The sequence below is a fragment of the Streptomyces sp. NPDC058457 genome, assembly GCF_042720695.1.
GTDB lineage: Bacteria > Actinomycetota > Actinomycetes > Streptomycetales > Streptomycetaceae > Streptomyces.
In genome coordinates this window covers 58455-73009 of record NZ_JBHXLU010000060.1, presented here as the reverse complement: position 1 = coordinate 73009, position 14555 = coordinate 58455, and the positions used below count along the sequence as shown (strand labels likewise).

Below are 14555 nucleotides of genomic sequence, written 5' to 3'. Positions count from 1 at the left end.
CTGACCTTCTACAACACTCGACGCCGACACACTGCGCTCGCAGGCCAGCCCCCGATCAGCCGCCTGTCACCAAAGTCATGACCGAGTACACCTAGAGCCGCAGTGGTTGTCAGCCTCTGGAGAGGCAGAGGTTGTGAGCCTCCGGAGAGGCAGAGGCTCAGTACGCGAGCCCCACCCCCTGCTTGACCGTCCCCTCGTCCTCGATCATCGTCAGCATCGCGTGGGCCACGTCCGCCCGCGCGATGAAGCGGCCTTTCGGCGGGAAACCGCCGATCACCGTGCGGTAGGAGCCGGTGAGGGGCTTGTTCTGGAGGCGGGGCGGGCGCACCGACGTCCAGTCGGTGCCGCTACGGGACAGCTCCGCCTCCATCTCGCGCAGGTCGTCGTAGACCGGCTTGAGGATCCTGCCGACCAGGGCGCGTGCCGCGCGGTCGGCGACGCCGTCCTCCGGTTCCGGGCCCACCGGTGCCGCGCTGACCACCACGAGCCGCCGTACGCCCTCCGCCTGCATGGCGGCCAGCACCGTGCGGGTCAGGCGGGCGGCGACCCCGGCGTCCTTGCGGCCGCGCGGGCCCAGACCGGACAGGACCGCGTCCCGGCCCGTGACCGCCGGGCGGACCGACTCGGGGTCGGTGAGGTCCGCGCGGACGACCTTCAGGCCGCGGCCGGTCACGGTCAGCCGGGCGGGGTCGCGGACGACCGCCGTGACCCGATGGCCGGACGCCAGCGCCTGGCGGACGATCTCCCGGCCGATCCCGCCGGTCGCACCGAAGACGGTGAGATGCATGACTGCTCCCGTGTGTTCAGGCTCCGAGGGTGGGTGAGTATTCACTCACCCACTGTTCGTCTCTAGAGTGGGTAAGTACTCACCCACCCGTCAAGCCTCTTCGGGGCATCCGTCGCACCCGCTGGAAAGGGCATGTGATCCTTGGGCGTCATGCAGCAGAAACCGGCCCGCGTCCGCATCCTCGACGCCGCTCACGAGCTGATGCTCACCGTCGGGCTGGCCCGCGCCACCACCAAGGAGATGGCCCGGGTGGCCGGCTGCTCCGAGGCGGCCCTCTACAAGTACTTCCCCAGCAAGGAAGAGCTGTTCGTGCACGTGCTCGCCGAACGGCTGCCGCAGCTCGTCCCGCTGCTGGGCGAGCTGACCGTCGAGCCCGGCCGGGGCACCCTGGAGGAGAACCTCACCCGGATCGCCCGGCAGGCCGCCCTCTTCTACGAGGAGAGCTTCCCGATCGCCGCGTCCCTGTACGCCGAACGGCAGCTCAAGCGGAAGCTCGATGACAAGCTGCGCACCATCGGCGCGGGGCCGCACGTCCCGGTCGAGGCCCTGGACGCCTATCTGCGCGCCGAACAGAGCGTCGGCCGGATCCGCCCCGACGCCGACACCTCCGCCGCCGCCGCCCTGCTGCTCGGCGCCTGCGTCCAGCGCGTCTTCGCCTACGACGCGACCTCGACCGGCGAGCGCCCGCCGGTGGACCCGTTCGCCGCCCGGCTCGCCCGCACCCTGCTGAGCGGAATCTCCGTTGCCGAGGACCCCGCCCACCCGTGACCCTGATGCCATGAGGCATCCCGCATGCGGCTGAGACTGCGCGAGTTCCGGCCCTGCACCGGCCCCCACGAACACCGGATAGTCCAGCCCCGGCAGCCGCTGCGCCACACCTCACTGCGCGCACCCTCGCCGATCGGCACGCTCACGGGCGACCACGACGGGCTCAACCGGCTCGCCGGACTGCTCGCGTTCGCCGCCCGCTCACGGCACACGATCGTCCATGTGCCACTGCGGGAGGGAGTACCGCCGGAAGAGGGGCAGGGTCTCCTCATCGACCTCGTCCTGGTCCATCACACACTCGGACTGCGCGCCGCCCAGTGGCCCGAGCTGCGCCAGCGGCTGCGGCAGGGCACCCCGCTCACCGTCCGTACCGACGAGGCGCGCGCCGCGCGGGACGCGGCCGTCTGGCGCGCCCGGCAGGGGCGCGCCGACCACCGGGACGAGTTACGGCACACCACCCACGCGAACACGCTCTTCCTCTTCGGCAGCCGGTACGTCTTCGCCGAGGCCGCCATGTCCCTGGCCTACGCGGCCGGCTGGGGGCCGCGCCAGAAGGACGTGCCCGAGGGAGGAACGGCGCTCGTGTCGGGACTGTGGGGGCTCGAGCAGCCGCCGGGCGGCGGGCACCCCGTCGAGGTGCTGGTCTGCTTCAAGGCGTATCCGCCGTACGCCCACTTCCGAAGGCCCTGACGACTCCGACGAGGACTACGAAGACGAAGACTCCGGCGACGAAGACCCCGATCAGGACACCGGGGCGACGAGCCAGGCGTCGATGTCCGCGAGGAGCTTGGCCTTCACGTCCTCCGGTGCCGCCGAGCCCCGGACCGACTGGCGGGCCAGTTCCGCCAGTTCGGCGTCCGTGAAGGCGTGGTGCACGCGCGCGATGTCGTACTGCGCGGCCAGCCGGGAGCCGAACAGGAGCGGGTCGTCGGCGCCCAGGGCCATCGGGACGCCCGCCTCGAAGAGGGTGCGCAACGGGACGTCCTCGGGCTTCTCGTAGACGCCCAGGGCCACGTTGGAGGCCGGGCACACCTCGCAGGTGATCTCCCGGTCCGCCAGGCGCTTGAGCAGCCTCGGGTCCTCCGCCGCCCGCACGCCGTGCCCGATCCGGGTGGCGTGCAGGTCATCCAGGCAGTCCCGCACCGACGCGGGGCCGGTCAGCTCGCCGCCGTGCGGGGCCGCCAGCAGGCCGCCCTCGCGCGCGATGTGGAACGCCCGGTCGAAGTCCCGCGCCATGCCCCGCCGCTCGTCGTTCGACAGCCCGAAGCCGACCACGCCCCGGTCCGCGAACCGGACGGCGAGCCGGGCCAGCGTGCGTGCGTCCAAGGGGTGCTTCATGCGGTTCGCGGCCACCAGGACGCGCATGCCGAGGCCGGTCTCCCGGGAGGTCGTCTCAACCGCGTCCAGGATGATCTCCAGGGCCGGGATCAGGCCGCCCAGCCGCGGGGCGTACGACGTCGGGTCCACCTGGATCTCCAGCCAGCCCGAACCGTCCTTGAGATCCTCCTCGGCGGCCTCCCGCACCAGCCGCCGGATGTCCTCGGGCTCTCTCAGGCAGGAGCGCGCGGCGTCGTACAGCCGCTGGAAGCGGAACCAGCCCCGTTCGTCGGTGGCCCGTAGTCTCGGTGGCTCCCCGCTGGTCAGGGCGTCGGTCAGCGCCTCGGGGAGGCGTACACCGTACTTGTCGGCCAGTTCCAGGACGGTTCCCGGCCGCATCGAACCGGTGAAGTGCAGATGCAGATGAGCTTTCGGCAGCTCAGAGACATCACGTACGTGCTCCATTCCAGGATCCTGCCGTACGCAGCCGCCGTACCGGTAGCGGATTCCCCGTTAGTGGCCTTGCTCGCACACGAGAGCGCACCGAGGACCGGACACGAGAACGGGCCGCCTCCCCGGAGGGAGACGGCCCGTACGCGCGCGTGGAGCGTGTTCTGTGGCGGACGTCAGTCCTTGGCTTCCGACAGGAGCTTCTGCATCCGGCTCACGCCCTCGACGAGGTCCTCGTCACCCAGCGCGTACGAAAGGCGCAGGTAGCCGGGTGTGCCGAAGGCCTCGCCGGGGACGACCGCGACCTCGGCCTCCTCCAGGATCAGCTCGGCCAGCTCCACCGAGGAGTCCGGGCGCCTGCCGCGGATCTCCTTGCCGAGCAGCGCCTTGACCGACGGGTACGCGTAGAACGCACCCTCGGGTTCCGGGCAGAACACGCCGTCGATCTCGTTGAGCATCCGCACGATCGTCTGGCGGCGCCGGTCGAAGGCCTCGCGCATCTTCGCCACGGCCTCCAGGTCGCCGGAGACGGCGGCCAGGGCGGCGACCTGCGCCACGTTGGAGACGTTGGACGTGGCGTGCGACTGGAGGTTGGTGGCCGCCTTGACGACGTCCTTGGGGCCGATGACCCAGCCCACCCGCCAGCCGGTCATGGCGTACGTCTTCGCCACACCGTTGACCACGATGCACTTGTCGCGGAGCTCGGGCAGGATCGCCGGCAGCGAGGTGAACTTCGCGTCGCCGTAGACCAGGTGCTCGTAGATCTCGTCCGTGAGGACCCACAGACCGTGCTCCACGGCCCAGCGGCCGATCGCCTCGGTCTCGGCCTCGCTGTAGACCGCGCCGGTCGGGTTGGACGGGGAGACGAAGAGCACGACCTTCGTCTTCTCGGTGCGGGCCGCCTCCAACTGCTCCACGGAGACGCGGTAGCCGGTGGTCTCGTCCGCGACGACCTCGACCGGGACACCGCCGGCCAGGCGGATGGACTCCGGGTAGGTCGTCCAGTACGGGGCGGGGACGATGACCTCGTCGCCCGGGTCGAGGATCGCGGCGAAGGCCTCGTAGATGGCCTGCTTGCCGCCGTTGGTGACGAGGACCTGGGAGGCGTCCACCTCGTAGCCGGAGTCGCGCAGCGTCTTCGCGGTGATCGCGGTCTTCAGCTCGGGCAGACCGCCGGCCGGGGTGTAGCGGTGGTACTTCGGGTTCTTGCAGGCCTCGATGGCGGCTTCGACGATGTAGTCCGGGGTCGGGAAGTCGGGCTCACCGGCGCCGAAGCCGATCACCGGGCGCCCGGCGGCCTTGAGGGCCTTGGCCTTGGCGTCCACGGCGAGGGTGGCGGACTCGGAGATCGCGCCGACTCGGGCGGAGACCCGGCGCTCGGTGGGAGGGGTTGCAGCGCTCATGGGGCCCATCGTTTCAGACCGGAAACCTGCCCGGCACGCCGGTTTCACAGACTGAACAAGTACGGGCCGAACCATGAACAAGCGTGCGGATCCGGCCCCCGGCCAGGACGATCTTCCGTACGGCCGCCCCGACTGCCACTTTCTGTTCGACGCGGCGCCGCGGACCACGTACACTCTCACCTCGTTGGCCTTCGACAGCCGTGCCTGAGCGGGTGCACACCGAGCACCCGGCCGGATGCGGTACGTTGGGGAGCACACAAAGGGTCGTAGCTCAATTGGTAGAGCACCGGTCTCCAAAACCGGCGGTTGGGGGTTCAAGTCCCTCCGGCCCTGCTACACACACCGCCAGGATGTGTGCGCATGTACGTACAAGTATTGCACCGCCGTGCGGCTCCAGAAACCGGGCGCGGCACGGCCATGACCCGGGACCAGGTGAGGAAGAATGACGGACGCCGTGGGCTCCATCGACACGCCTGATGCCGATGAGGTGCAGGAGTCCAAGAAGAAGGGCCGCAAGGGTGGCAAGCGTGCCAAGAAGGGCCCGCTGAAGCGCCTCGCTACCTTCTACCGCCAGATCATCGCGGAACTCCGCAAGGTCGTCTGGCCGACTCGTAACCAGCTGACCTCGTACACCACCGTGGTGATCTTCTTCGTCGCCATCATGATCGCTCTGGTGACCGTGATTGACTATGGACTCAACCACGCGGCCAAGTACGTCTTCGGCTGAGCACAGAGCGAAGGGCGCCGTGGTACCGGCGCCCGTTTTCGCATGTTCCACCCCTATGTATCCAGGAAGAAGCAGCCATCGTGTCTGACCCGAACCTGAACGACGCCGTCGAGGCCGTCGAGCCCGAAGAGGCCGTCGAAGACGAGCTGGACATCGTCGAGGGCGCGGACGAGCAGGACGAGTTCGAGGCTGCCGAGGCCGAACTGGGGGAGCCGGCCGAGGAGGCCGCGGTCCACGTCGAGGACGAAGACGTCGAGGACGTCGAGGACGAGGACGCGGAAGACCGGGCCGTCGAGGACGAGCTCGTCGAGGAAGAGCCCGCCGAGCCGGTCGACCCCGTCCAGGCGCTCCGTGAGGAGCTGCGCCTGCTCCCCGGTGAGTGGTACGTCATCCACACGTACGCCGGCTACGAGAACCGCGTGAAGACCAACCTGGAGCAGCGCGCCGTCTCGCTGAACGTCGAGGACTACATCTTCCAGGCCGAGGTGCCGCAGGAAGAGGTCGTCCAGATCAAGAACGGCGACCGCAAGACCATCAAGCAGAACAAGCTGCCCGGTTATGTGCTCGTCCGTATGGACCTGACCAACGAGTCCTGGGGTGTCGTCCGCAACACCCCCGGCGTCACCGGCTTCGTCGGCAACGCGTACGACCCCTACCCGCTGACCCTGGACGAGATCGTCAAGATGCTCGCGCCGGAGGCCGAGGAGAAGGCGGCACGCGAGGCGGCGGAGGCCGAGGGCAAGCCGGTGCCGCAGCGCAAGGTCGAGGTCCAGGTGCTGGACTTCGAGGTGGGCGACTCGGTGACGGTGACCGACGGTCCGTTCGCCACGCTGCAGGCGACGATCAACGAGATCAACCCGGACTCCAAGAAGGTCAAGGGTCTGGTGGAGATCTTCGGGCGTGAGACGCCTGTCGAGCTTTCGTTCGATCAGATTCAGAAGAACTGAATCGGTCGTTCGTCGGCTGCGGGTGCGTGGGGGCTGATCGCGCAGTTCCCCGCGCCCCTTAGGTGAGTCAGGTCAGGTTGGCCTCAAGCGGGCCGTCTGACCTGCTTCGTTTTTGGCCGCGCATCTATACCCGTTATCGTTGTGCGGTATGCCTGCGTTCGGGTTGGTCCCCTCGCGCAGGCAGGACCCGAAATGAAAGGACCCGGAGAGCTATGCCTCCCAAGAAGAAGAAGGTCACGGGGCTCATCAAGCTCCAGATCAACGCCGGTGCGGCGAACCCGGCCCCGCCGGTCGGCCCCGCGCTCGGTCAGCACGGCGTCAACATCATGGAGTTCTGCAAGGCCTACAACGCCGCGACCGAGTCGCAGCGCGGTTGGGTCATCCCGGTGGAGATCACGGTCTACGAGGACCGTTCCTTCACCTTCGTCACCAAGACCCCGCCGGCCGCCAAGATGATCCTCAAGGCCGCTGGTGTCGAGAAGGGCTCCGGCGAGCCGCACAAGACCAAGGTCGCCAAGATCACCGAGGCGCAGGTCCGCGAGATCGCCCAGACCAAGCTGCCCGACCTCAACGCCAACGACCTGGACGCCGCGTCGAAGATCATCGCCGGCACCGCCCGCTCCATGGGCATCACGGTCGAGGGCTGAACCCCACCTTCGTAGAACCACCGTGGTAGGGCCTGCTCGGCCCGTACACCACGACTCCTTCAGAACACACAGGAGCAAGTTGTGAGCAAGCGCAGCAAGGCCCTTCGCGCTGCGGACGAGAAGATCGACCGGGAGAAGCTGTACGCCCCGCTCGAGGCCGTCCGTCTCGCCAAGGAGACCTCCACGACCAAGTTCGACGGCACCGTCGAGGTCGCCTTCCGCCTGGGTGTCGACCCGCGCAAGGCCGACCAGATGGTCCGTGGCACCGTGAACCTCCCGCACGGCACCGGCAAGACCGCCCGGGTCCTGGTCTTCGCGACCGGTGACCGTGCCGAGGCCGCGCGTGCCGCGGGCGCCGACATCGTCGGCGCCGACGAACTGATCGACGAGGTGTCGAAGGGCCGTCTGGACTTCGACGCCGTCGTCGCCACCCCGGACCTCATGGGCAAGGTCGGCCGCCTCGGCCGCGTCCTCGGCCCGCGTGGTCTGATGCCGAACCCGAAGACCGGCACCGTCACCCCGGACACCGCCAAGGCTGTGACCGAGATCAAGGGCGGCAAGATCGAGTTCCGCGTCGACAAGCACTCGAACCTGCACTTCATCATCGGCAAGACGTCCTTCGAGGACGACAAGCTGGTGGAGAACTACGGCGCCGCGCTGGAGGAGATCCTCCGTCTGAAGCCGTCCGCCGCCAAGGGCCGCTACATCAAGAAGGCCGCCATCAGCACCACGATGGGCCCCGGTATCCCGGTCGACTCGAACCGCACCCGCAACCTCCTCGTCGAGGAGGACCCGGCCGCCGTCTGAGCCCCGCGCTCGGTCCGGTAGCCGCGTCAGGGACGCGACACCACCAGGACGGGCCCCGCAACCGAAAGGTCTGCGGGGCCCGTCCTGCTGTTTGGGCGACTCCCGGCGCGCTGTCAGTGCCCTGGGTTAGCGTCGGGGTACGGGACCTTCATGGGGGTGGGCGGGATGAAGAGCAGGCAGTTACGTCGTACGGCCGTCTCGATCGCGGTGGTGGCCGTGCTGACCGGGGTGACCGCCTGCAGCTCCGCGGGCGGTTCGGGAAGCTCGGGAGGCGCCGGCAAGGAGGACCGGGCCGGTGCCCGCGCCGCGACCCGGGTCAGCCCCGTCGCCGCGCTGCGCTCCGCGGAGAAGTCCACCGACAGCGCAGACTCCGCCCGGGTCCGCTCCACCACGACCATGGGCTCCCTGCTGTCCATGACGACGAACGGCAGCCTCTCCTGGGAAGACGGCATATCCGGCACGGTCACCATCACCTACACCGGCGGCAGCACCGCCGAGCTGATGCGCCGGCTCGGTACGACGTCGATGGAGGCCCGCTATCTGCCCGACGCCTACTACGCGAAGATGAGCGACACGTTCGCCGCGCAGACCGGCGGCAAGCACTGGATCCGGTACGGGTACGGCGACCTGGCCTCCGTCGCCGGCGGTTCGGGCGCGCTGCTCAAGGACCAGATGCAGAACACCACGCCCAACAAGTCCGTGCAGATGCTGCTGGCCTCCGGCGACGTGAAGAAGGTCGGCGAGGAGAAGGTCGACGGCCAGGCCACCACCCACTACGCGGGCACGGTGAACGTGGCCGACCTGGCCGGGCAGAGCAGCAGCCTCACGGCGAGCCAGCTGGCCGGCCTGAAGAAGCAGCTCACCCAGGCCGGTGTCAGCACCGAGACCGTCGACATCTGGGTCAACGCCCAGAACCTGCTGGTCAAGAAGACCGAGAAGGCCGACACGGCGAACGGCACGATGACCCAGACCGCGCACTACAGCGACTACGGCGTGCAGGTCAGCGCGCAGAAGCCTCCGGCCGGCGACACCGCGGACTTCAAGACGCTGCTCAAGACGCAGGGCGCGAGCGGCCTGACCTCCTGAGCCACCGGGCTGACTCCCGGGGAGGACGGAGCGGCGGCTGTTCGGCTGACGGTCGGCGGGGGCTGGTCGCGCCCGCGCGGCGGCAGCCGCACATTGATACGGCCCCGCGCCCCTTCAGGGCGCGTTGCCGTGGCGCCCTGCCCCCACCGGACCGGTCCCTCGGTCCGCCGGTGACCGACCGGGGCCGATTTGCTCGACAGCGGACCGGTCCCGTACTCTCCTACAGAAGCCAAAGACCGCTGGTCGTTGCCGTGTGCTCGTAAGAGTGTGCGGTGGCCGAAGGATCCGCTGAACCGCGGACGACCCGCGCAGGTGACTGTGGAAGTGCTCCCGGAGACGCATGCATCGCGTGTGTGACTTCGGTCGAGCTACGCCCCGTGCGCCTGCGCCGGGGCGTTTCGTTTTCCTCAGCCCCTTCTGAGCGGTCCTCATCACCCGGAAGGAGGCCGACGCTCTATGGCAAGGCCCGACAAGGCTGCCGCGGTGGCCGAGCTCACGGAGCAGTTCCGTAGCTCGAACGCCGCCGTGCTGACCGAGTACCGGGGTCTCACCGTGGCGCAGCTCAAGACGCTGCGCCGGTCGCTCGGTGAAGACGCCCAGTACGCCGTGGTGAAGAACACGCTGACCAAGATTGCGGCCAACGAGGCCGGGATCTCGACGCTCGACGACCTGTTCAACGGTCCGACGGCGGTCGCCTTCATCACCGGTGACCCGGTGACGTCGGCGAAGGGTCTTCGTGACTTCGCCAAGGACAACCCGAACCTCGTCATCAAGGGCGGTGTCCTTGACGGCAAGGCGCTGTCCGCCGACGAGATCAAGAAGCTTGCGGACCTCGAGTCCCGCGAGGTTCTGCTCGCCAAGCTGGCGGGCGCCCTGAAGGGCAAGCAGACGCAGGCTGCACAGCTCTTCCAGGCGCTCCCGTCGAAGCTCGTCCGCACCGTGGACGCGCTTCGCGCCAAGCAGGACGAGCAGGGCGGTGCCGAGTAACTCGGCTCGCGAAATGACCGCCGCCTGAGGCGTCCCGCCTGAGGCAGAGGTCGTAGCGGGCCGAACGTACGCCCGCCAGACATGTACATCCGGCACCAGCCGAATTAGTGGAAGGAAAGCCATCGTGGCTCTCACCCAGGACGAACTGCTCGCCGAGTTCGAGACGATGACCCTGATCCAGCTCTCCGAGTTCGTGAAGGCGTTCGAGGAGAAGTTCGACGTCACCGCCGCCGCCGCGGTCGCCGTCGCGGGCCCCGCCGCCCCGGGCGCCCCGGTCGAGGCCGCTGAGGAGCAGGACGAGTTCGACGTCGTCCTCACCGGCGCCGGCGAGAAGAAGATCCAGGTCATCAAGGTCGTGCGTGAGCTGACCTCGCTCGGTCTGAAGGAGGCCAAGGACCTCGTGGACGGCGCCCCGAAGCCCGTTCTCGAGAAGGTCACCAAGGAGGCCGCGGAGAAGGCCGCCGAGTCCCTCAAGGGCGCCGGCGCCTCCGTCGAGGTCAAGTAAGGCCTCTGAGGTCGAGCAGACCTCTGTGTGCTGAAACACCCCCTCGGGGGCTGTAACGCGCAGACCGCGAAGAGCGATCATCCATCCGGGTGGTCGCTCTTCGGCGTTCCCGGGAGGCCGACCACGGTTGCCTTGCACCTGTGACGGCGGGGGGTATGGTGATCTTCGTCGTGTCTCCGGCGCACCGGGTTTGCGCAGAGGGGCCTTGACGAACCGCACGCAGCGCGCAATTCTCAGGACGCGTCGCCAGAACGGTCCGAATCCGAGGCATGGATCGGCGACGAAGAGGGCAGTATCAACGTGCGTTGAGGGCAGGCATGACGCAGGCGTTGACGATGAAGAGGGTCTCAGAAAATGGGGACTGGACATCAGTGTGCCAAGTGGCTACACTGACCCTTTGCGCTGCCTGTTAGCCTTCCCCTGCCCGTCACCAGGGGTCTGCCCTCACCCGAACGCCGACGACCGAACCTCCTCTGAACTGGGGTTTCTGTCTCTGTGTCCGGGAAGGGACCGGGGAGCGCGTAGTGAGTCCGAGCCCTCGGAAGGACCCCCTCTTGGCCGCCTCGCGCACTGCCTCGAACGCGAATATGAACAACGGCGCCAGCACTGCCCCGCTGCGCATCTCTTTTGCAAAGATCAAGGAGCCTCTCGAGGTTCCCAACCTGCTCGCGCTGCAGACCGAGAGCTTTGACTGGCTGCTCGGGAACACCGCCTGGCAGAGTCGGGTCGAGGAGGCTCTGGAGTCCGGTCAGGACGTCCCCACCAAGTCCGGTCTGGAGGAGATCTTCGAGGAGATCTCCCCGATCGAGGACTTCTCCGGGTCGATGTCGCTGACGTTCCGCGACCACCGCTTCGAGCCGCCGAAGAACAGCATCGACGAGTGCAAGGAGCGCGACTTCACGTACGCCGCCCCGCTCTTCGTCACGGCCGAGTTCACCAACAACGAGACCGGCGAGATCAAGTCCCAGACGGTCTTCATGGGCGACTTCCCGCTCATGACGCACAAGGGCACCTTCGTGATCAACGGCACCGAGCGTGTCGTGGTGTCGCAGCTGGTCCGTTCGCCCGGTGTCTACTTCGACTCCTCCATCGACAAGACGTCCGACAAGGACATCTTCTCCGCCAAGATCATCCCGTCCCGGGGTGCCTGGCTGGAGATGGAGATCGACAAGCGCGACATGGTCGGTGTCCGTATCGACCGCAAGCGCAAGCAGTCCGTCACCGTCCTCCTGAAGGCGCTCGGCTGGACCACCGAGCAGATCCTCGAGGAGTTCGGCGAGTACGAGTCGATGCGCGCCACCCTGGAGAAGGACCACACCCAGGGCCAGGACGACGCGCTGCTCGACATCTACCGCAAGCTGCGTCCGGGCGAGCCCCCCACGCGTGAGGCCGCGCAGACGCTCCTGGAGAACCTGTACTTCAACCCCAAGCGCTACGACCTCGCCAAGGTCGGCCGCTACAAGGTCAACAAGAAGCTGGGTGCGGAGGCTCCGCTGGACGCGGGCGTCCTGACCGTCGAGGACGTCATCTCGACGATCAAGTACCTGGTGAAGCTGCACGCCGGCGAGACCGAGACGGTCGGTGACAGCGGCACGAGCATCGTCGTCGAGACCGACGACATCGACCACTTCGGCAACCGTCGTCTGCGCAGCGTCGGCGAGCTCATCCAGAACCAGGTCCGCACCGGTCTGGCCCGTATGGAGCGCGTCGTCCGTGAGCGCATGACGACTCAGGACGTCGAGGCGATCACGCCGCAGACCCTGATCAACATCCGGCCGGTCGTCGCCTCCATCAAGGAGTTCTTCGGCACCAGCCAGCTGTCCCAGTTCATGGACCAGAACAACCCGCTGTCGGGTCTCACCCACAAGCGCCGTCTGTCGGCTCTTGGCCCGGGTGGTCTCTCCCGTGAGCGGGCTGGCTTCGAGGTCCGTGACGTGCACCCGTCGCACTACGGCCGTATGTGCCCGATCGAGACCCCCGAAGGCCCGAACATCGGTCTGATCGGCTCGCTCGCCTCCTACGGTCGCGTCAACGCGTTCGGTTTCGTCGAGACCCCGTACCGCAAGGTCGTCGACGGCCAGGTCACCGACGAGGTGGACTACCTGACCGCCGACGAGGAGGACCGCTTCGTCATCGCGCAGGCCAACGCCGGCCTCAACGACGACATGCGTTTCTCCGAGGCCCGGGTGCTCGTCCGCCGTCGTGGCGGCGAGGTCGACTACGTCGCCGGTGACGACGTGGACTACATGGACGTCTCGCCGCGCCAGATGGTGTCGGTCGCGACCGCCATGATCCCGTTCCTCGAGCACGACGACGCCAACCGTGCCCTCATGGGCGCGAACATGATGCGGCAGGCCGTGCCGCTGATCAAGAGCGAGTCCCCGCTCGTCGGCACCGGCATGGAGTACCGCTCCGCCGTCGACGCCGGCGACGTGGTCAAGGCCGAGAAGGCGGGTGTGGTCCAGGAGGTCTCCGCGGACTACATCACCACCGCCAACGACGACGGCACGTACATCACGTACCGCCTGGCCAAGTTCGCCCGCTCCAACCAGGGCACCTCGGTCAACCAGAAGGTCATCGTCGACGAGGGTGACCGGATCATCGAGGGCCAGGTCCTGGCCGACGGTCCGGCCACCGAGAACGGCGAGATGGCCCTGGGCAAGAACCTGCTCGTGGCGTTCATGCCGTGGGAGGGTCACAACTACGAGGACGCGATCATCCTGTCGCAGCGCCTCGTGCAGGACGACGTCCTCTCCTCGATCCACATCGAGGAGCACGAGGTCGACGCCCGTGACACCAAGCTCGGCCCCGAGGAGATCACCCGGGACATCCCGAACGTCTCCGAGGAGGTCCTCGCCGACCTCGACGAGCGCGGCATCATCCGGATCGGTGCCGAGGTCGTCGCCGGTGACATCCTCGTCGGCAAGGTCACGCCCAAGGGCGAGACCGAGCTGACGCCGGAGGAGCGCCTGCTCCGCGCGATCTTCGGTGAGAAGGCCCGTGAGGTCCGTGACACCTCGCTGAAGGTGCCGCACGGCGAGATCGGCAAGATCATCGGTGTGCGCGTCTTCGACCGCGAGGAGGGCGACGAGCTGCCGCCGGGCGTGAACCAGCTGGTCCGCGTCTACGTCGCGCAGAAGCGCAAGATCACCGACGGTGACAAGCTCGCCGGCCGCCACGGCAACAAGGGTGTCATCTCGAAGATCCTTCCCATCGAGGACATGCCGTTCCTCGAGGACGGAACTCCGGTCGACATCATCCTCAACCCGCTCGGCGTCCCGTCCCGAATGAACCCGGGACAGGTCCTGGAGATCCACCTCGGCTGGCTCGCCAGCCGCGGCTGGGACGTCTCCGGCCTCGCCGACGACTGGGCCCAGCGGCTCCAGGCCATCGGTGCCGACCAGGTCGCCCCGCGCACCAACGTCGCCACCCCGGTCTTCGACGGTGCCCGCGAGGACGAGCTGGCGGGTCTGCTCCAGCACACCATCCCGAACCGCGACGGCGACCGCCTGGTGCAGCCGACCGGCAAGGCGCGGCTGTTCGACGGCCGTTCCGGTGAGCCGTTCCCGGACCCGATCTCCATCGGCTACATGTACATCCTCAAGCTCCACCACCTGGTCGACGACAAGCTGCACGCCCGTTCGACCGGCCCCTACTCGATGATCACCCAGCAGCCGCTGGGCGGTAAGGCCCAGTTCGGTGGCCAGCGGTTCGGCGAGATGGAGGTGTGGGCGCTGGAGGCGTACGGCGCCGCCTACGCCCTCCAGGAGCTGCTGACCATCAAGTCCGACGACGTCACCGGCCGCGTGAAGGTCTACGAGGCCATCGTCAAGGGCGAGAACATCCCCGAGCCCGGCATCCCCGAGTCCTTCAAGGTCCTCATCAAGGAGATGCAGTCGCTCTGCCTGAACGTGGAGGTGCTGTCCAGCGACGGTATGTCCATCGAGATGCGTGACACCGACGAGGACGTCTTCCGCGCTGCGGAGGAGCTCGGCATCGACCTGTCCCGGCGCGAGCCGAGCAGCGTCGAAGAGGTCTGACGGGAGTCCGGCAGGGGCCTCGCCAACTGAGGCCCCCGCCGACCCCCAGGCCCCCGTATCAGACCAAAGACTCACGACCCTGAG

14 protein-coding genes and 1 tRNA gene are annotated in these 14555 nt (G+C 68.1%); 12 read left to right on the top strand and 3 right to left on the bottom strand.

All coding sequences use genetic code 11. From position 1 onward, the window contains the following. Nucleotides 1-157: 157 nt before the first annotated feature. Nucleotides 158-787 carry an NAD(P)-dependent oxidoreductase gene (locus tag ACFWPS_RS35895; RefSeq protein ID WP_383713102.1) on the bottom strand — a complete coding sequence of 210 codons (630 nt, stop codon included), beginning with the start codon at nucleotides 785-787 and terminating at the stop codon, nucleotides 158-160. A gap of 150 nt (nucleotides 788-937) precedes the next feature. On the opposite strand from ACFWPS_RS35895, the gene ACFWPS_RS35890 reads away from it, so the two are divergent. Beyond that, the gene (locus tag ACFWPS_RS35890) at nucleotides 938-1555 is read left to right on the top strand and encodes a TetR/AcrR family transcriptional regulator (protein WP_383713101.1); all 618 of its coding nucleotides are present in this window, start codon (nucleotides 938-940) and stop codon (nucleotides 1553-1555) included. Nucleotides 1556-1579: 24 nt separating this feature from the next. Next, nucleotides 1580-2245 (top strand): hypothetical protein, encoded by a 666-nt coding sequence (locus tag ACFWPS_RS35885; RefSeq protein WP_383713098.1) that lies wholly within the window; start codon nucleotides 1580-1582, stop codon nucleotides 2243-2245. A gap of 51 nt (nucleotides 2246-2296) precedes the next feature. Here ACFWPS_RS35885 and ACFWPS_RS35880 read toward each other — a convergent pair whose 3' ends face one another. Further along, on the bottom strand, nucleotides 2297-3337 hold the full coding sequence (locus tag ACFWPS_RS35880) for an adenosine deaminase (protein WP_383713095.1): 1041 nt from the start codon (nucleotides 3335-3337) through the stop codon (nucleotides 2297-2299). A 161-nt stretch (nucleotides 3338-3498) separates the two neighbouring features. Beyond that, nucleotides 3499-4725, bottom strand: a complete 1227-nt coding sequence (locus tag ACFWPS_RS35875; RefSeq protein ID WP_383713092.1) for a pyridoxal phosphate-dependent aminotransferase — start codon at nucleotides 4723-4725, stop codon at nucleotides 3499-3501. A gap of 73 nt (nucleotides 4726-4798) precedes the next feature. On the opposite strand from ACFWPS_RS35875, the gene ACFWPS_RS35870 reads away from it, so the two are divergent. The 10 genes from ACFWPS_RS35870 to rpoB all read left to right on the top strand — a co-directional run bounded on the left by ACFWPS_RS35870 (nucleotide 4799) and on the right by rpoB (nucleotide 14471). Beyond that, nucleotides 4799-4933 carry a hypothetical protein gene (locus ACFWPS_RS35870; protein ID WP_383713089.1) on the top strand — a complete coding sequence of 45 codons (135 nt, stop codon included), beginning with the start codon at nucleotides 4799-4801 and terminating at the stop codon, nucleotides 4931-4933. Nucleotides 4934-4985: 52 nt separating this feature from the next. Next, a tRNA-Trp gene (locus tag ACFWPS_RS35865) sits at nucleotides 4986-5058 on the top strand. A 109-nt stretch (nucleotides 5059-5167) separates the two neighbouring features. Next, the gene (gene secE, locus ACFWPS_RS35860) at nucleotides 5168-5452 is read left to right on the top strand and encodes a preprotein translocase subunit SecE (RefSeq protein WP_093499675.1); all 285 of its coding nucleotides are present in this window, start codon (nucleotides 5168-5170) and stop codon (nucleotides 5450-5452) included. Nucleotides 5453-5532: 80 nt separating this feature from the next. Continuing rightward, nucleotides 5533-6399 carry a transcription termination/antitermination protein NusG gene (gene nusG / locus ACFWPS_RS35855; protein ID WP_383713086.1) on the top strand — a complete coding sequence of 289 codons (867 nt, stop codon included), beginning with the start codon at nucleotides 5533-5535 and terminating at the stop codon, nucleotides 6397-6399. Nucleotides 6400-6611: 212 nt separating this feature from the next. Continuing rightward, nucleotides 6612-7046, top strand: a complete 435-nt coding sequence (gene rplK, locus ACFWPS_RS35850) for a 50S ribosomal protein L11 (RefSeq protein ID WP_037858373.1) — start codon at nucleotides 6612-6614, stop codon at nucleotides 7044-7046. Nucleotides 7047-7127: 81 nt separating this feature from the next. Next, nucleotides 7128-7853, top strand: coding sequence for a 50S ribosomal protein L1 (rplA, locus tag ACFWPS_RS35845; RefSeq protein ID WP_383713083.1), 726 nt, complete (start codon nucleotides 7128-7130; stop codon nucleotides 7851-7853). 165 nt (nucleotides 7854-8018) lie between these two features. Next, on the top strand, nucleotides 8019-8939 hold the full coding sequence (locus tag ACFWPS_RS35840; protein WP_383713080.1) for a hypothetical protein: 921 nt from the start codon (nucleotides 8019-8021) through the stop codon (nucleotides 8937-8939). A 456-nt stretch (nucleotides 8940-9395) separates the two neighbouring features. Further along, the gene (gene rplJ / locus ACFWPS_RS35835) at nucleotides 9396-9926 is read left to right on the top strand and encodes a 50S ribosomal protein L10 (protein WP_123974843.1); all 531 of its coding nucleotides are present in this window, start codon (nucleotides 9396-9398) and stop codon (nucleotides 9924-9926) included. Nucleotides 9927-10047: 121 nt separating this feature from the next. Continuing rightward, a complete protein-coding gene (gene rplL / locus ACFWPS_RS35830; RefSeq protein WP_383713108.1) occupies nucleotides 10048-10431 on the top strand; it encodes a 50S ribosomal protein L7/L12 in 384 nt (127 codons plus the stop codon). A 554-nt stretch (nucleotides 10432-10985) separates the two neighbouring features. Next, nucleotides 10986-14471 (top strand): DNA-directed RNA polymerase subunit beta, encoded by a 3486-nt coding sequence (gene rpoB, locus ACFWPS_RS35825; protein WP_383713077.1) that lies wholly within the window; start codon nucleotides 10986-10988, stop codon nucleotides 14469-14471. Nucleotides 14472-14555 lie beyond the last annotated feature (84 nt).

Bases quoted from the DNA above. Each gene is read 5' to 3' on its own strand.
- secE (WP_093499675.1), top strand. From the start codon at position 5,168: ATGACGGACGCCGTGGGCTCCATCGACACGCCTGATGCCGATGAGGTG.
- rplJ (WP_123974843.1), top strand. From the start codon at position 9,396: ATGGCAAGGCCCGACAAGGCTGCCGCGGTGGCCGAGCTCACGGAGCAG.
- ACFWPS_RS35890 (WP_383713101.1), top strand. From the start codon at position 938: ATGCAGCAGAAACCGGCCCGCGTCCGCATCCTCGACGCCGCTCACGAG.
- ACFWPS_RS35875 (WP_383713092.1), bottom strand. From the start codon at position 4,725: ATGAGCGCTGCAACCCCTCCCACCGAGCGCCGGGTCTCCGCCCGAGTC.
- rplK (WP_037858373.1), top strand. From the start codon at position 6,612: ATGCCTCCCAAGAAGAAGAAGGTCACGGGGCTCATCAAGCTCCAGATC.
- ACFWPS_RS35885 (WP_383713098.1), top strand. From the start codon at position 1,580: ATGCGGCTGAGACTGCGCGAGTTCCGGCCCTGCACCGGCCCCCACGAA.
- ACFWPS_RS35895 (WP_383713102.1), bottom strand. From the start codon at position 787: ATGCATCTCACCGTCTTCGGTGCGACCGGCGGGATCGGCCGGGAGATC.
- ACFWPS_RS35870 (WP_383713089.1), top strand. From the start codon at position 4,799: ATGAACAAGCGTGCGGATCCGGCCCCCGGCCAGGACGATCTTCCGTAC.
- ACFWPS_RS35880 (WP_383713095.1), bottom strand. From the start codon at position 3,337: ATGGAGCACGTACGTGATGTCTCTGAGCTGCCGAAAGCTCATCTGCAT.
- ACFWPS_RS35840 (WP_383713080.1), top strand. From the start codon at position 8,019: ATGAAGAGCAGGCAGTTACGTCGTACGGCCGTCTCGATCGCGGTGGTG.